Source organism: Bradyrhizobium sp. (assembly GCF_016462955.1).
In the GTDB taxonomy this organism is placed as follows: domain Bacteria; phylum Pseudomonadota; class Alphaproteobacteria; order Rhizobiales; family Xanthobacteraceae; genus Bradyrhizobium.
In genome coordinates, this window is sequence record NZ_JAEMSD010000373.1 from 1 (window position 1) to 2238 (window position 2238).

Genomic DNA, 2238 nt, shown 5'->3' on the forward strand with positions numbered 1-2238 from the left:
TCATTTCCGCACATGTTCGCGCGCATGATCCGCACCGAGGACCCCACAGCTACGGTCGACGTCGTCAGCATCCCCAACGGTGACGCGCTTCCCCATCCCGGCAAGCTCGAAGCGGTGCTGATCACCGGCGCCGCGGCGGGCGTCTATGACGGGCTCGACTGGATCGCGCCGCTGGAGGATTTTGTCCGCAAGGCTTACGCCAGCAAAACGCCGATGGTCGGCGTCTGCTTCGGCCACCAGCTGATCGCGCAGGCACTCGGCGGCACGGTCCGCAAATCGGAGCACGGCTGGGGCATCGGCCGGCATGTCTATCAAGTGCTGCCGGAGAACGGCGTGATTGACGGCGAAGCGGTTGCGGTTGCCGCCTCGCATCAGGACCAGGTGATCGAGCCGCCAAGCGACGCGCTGACGATCCTCTCATCCGACTTCACCCCGCATGCCGGCCTGCTCTACGCCAATGGCACGACGCTGACCGTCCAGCCGCATCCGGAGTTTGACGTGGAGTTCGCGCGAGTGTGCTGCGAGCTGCGCGAAGGGAAAGCGCCGGAGGAGGTCGTTGCCACGGCGAGGCAGTCTCTCGCGCAGCCGCTGGACAGCGCGAAACTCGGTGGGGCGATTACGCGGTTTCTGGCTCGAAGGCCCGTCCCCTCATCCTGAGGAGCGCGCTCTCGCGCGCGTCTCGAAGGATCGAGGCCCCCGCTGCTGCAGCGAGGCCTGCATGGTTCGAGACGCCGCTTCGCGGCTCCTCACCATGAGGATCGACAGGTGCTTGCGCGGCTCAGAACGGCTCGCTTCCCAGCCCCGGCACATCGGCCGGCCTTGGCCCGGGCGCAGGCCAGTGAAACCGCCGATCCTTCTCAGTGATCGCGATGTCGTTGATCGACGCTTCGCGGCGCTTCATCAGGCCGTGCTCGTCGAACTCCCACTGCTCGTTGCCGTAGGAGCGATACCACTGGCCGCTTCCATCATGCCATTCGTACTGGAAGCGCACCGCGATGCGGTTGCCGTCGAAGGCCCAGAGGTCCTTGATCAGGCGGTAGTCCTGCTCCTTTTCCCATTTGCGGGTAAGGAAGGCGACGATGGCTTCGCGCCCCTGAAACACCTCCGAACGATTGCGCCATCGGCTGTCCTCGGTATAGGCGAGCGACACGCGCACCGGATCGCGCGAATTCCAGGCGTCCTCGGCCATGCGCGCCTTTTGCGCGGCTGTTTCTCTGGTGAAGGGCGGAAGCGGCGGGCGCGACATGATGGCCTCATCGGTTGGTCGGGGCTGCGAATTTATCGCCGCCATTGGCGGAGTCGATAGGCCATCCGCTATCGAGCGATCACGAAAGCAGATCGGCCTTCATGAGCTGGCGGATCGACTTCGGGATCGGCTGGGCGCGGCCGCCGCTGATGAAGGCAACGCGGACCTCGGCCTTCACCAGCACGTCGTCGCCGCGCCTCACCTCCTGCGCCAGCATGATGGACGCCCCCTTCACCGCGACCGGCCAGGTCACGATGTCGAGCACGTCGTCCATCCGCGCCGGCTTGAGGATATCCAGATGCATCGAGCGCACCACGCAGGCGAAGCCTGTGCCCTCCGTCTCGGTCTGCTCGAACAGCGCCTGCTGTTCGGCGCCCATCAGCCTGAGATGATTGGTGCGACCGCGCTCCATGTAGCGCAGGTAATTGGCATGATAGACGATGCCGGAGAAATCGGTGTCCTCGTAGTAGACGCGGACCTGCATGTGGTGGCGGCCGTCGCGGATCTCGCCGTCGAGATGGGCAGTCACGTCACGAGCCTCTTCGCTTGTCGCTGTGGCTCCGTTTTGCGCAAAAACCGCGGTCCGCGCAAGCCAGTCAGGACACAACCGGCGCGGCCCGCCCCAGCGTTACCTCGACGATCTCCGGCGGCACGCCGACGCGGAGCGGCATGATGCTGCAGCCGAGGCCGCCGGAGATGATGACGTCGCATTTCAACCTGACGTGACCATAGGCGAGCTGGATGCCGTGCTGCGGCGGCACCGCGGGCGACCAGCCGAGCAGGCGAACCTGGCCGCCATGGGTATGGCCGGACAGTTGCAGCGCCACACGCGCCGGCACGCGCGGCGCGATGTTGGGCTCATGGGCGAGCAGGATGATGGGCGCATCGTCCGTGACCTTGGCAAGTGTCGCGTCGAGATCGTCCGCACCGAAGCGCGTCATGCTGCGAAACCGGCGTGCCGGAAGGAAGGCGAGCTGATCGCCAAGTCCGGC

Annotated in this window: 3 protein-coding genes and 1 pseudogene; 1 reads left to right on the forward strand and 3 read right to left on the reverse strand. The window is 65.9% G+C overall.

All coding sequences use genetic code 11. The features are described from left to right. A partial coding sequence (locus tag JHD07_RS28590) for a type 1 glutamine amidotransferase (RefSeq protein WP_291628274.1) occupies positions 1–657 on the forward strand: 657 nt, incomplete at its 5' end. 121 nt (positions 658–778) lie between these two features. Here JHD07_RS28590 and JHD07_RS28595 read toward each other — a convergent pair. The 3 genes and pseudogenes from JHD07_RS28595 to JHD07_RS28605 form a co-directional block, all read right to left on the reverse strand. After that, a complete protein-coding gene (locus JHD07_RS28595; RefSeq protein WP_291628276.1) occupies positions 779–1246 on the reverse strand; it encodes a nuclear transport factor 2 family protein in 468 nt (155 codons plus the stop codon). 79 nt (positions 1247–1325) lie between these two features. Then, positions 1326–1775 (reverse strand): tol-pal system-associated acyl-CoA thioesterase, encoded by a 450-nt coding sequence (gene ybgC / locus JHD07_RS28600; RefSeq protein WP_291628278.1) that lies wholly within the window; start codon positions 1773–1775, stop codon positions 1326–1328. A gap of 67 nt (positions 1776–1842) precedes the next feature. Further along, positions 1843–2238, reverse strand: a pseudogene (locus JHD07_RS28605) (metallophosphoesterase); the annotation flags it as partial.

What these genes read in the sequence shown, in the direction of transcription:
- JHD07_RS28595 (WP_291628276.1), bottom strand. Translation starts at nt 1,246, where the DNA reads ATGTCGCGCCCGCCGCTTCCGCCCTTCACCAGAGAAACAGCCGCGCAA.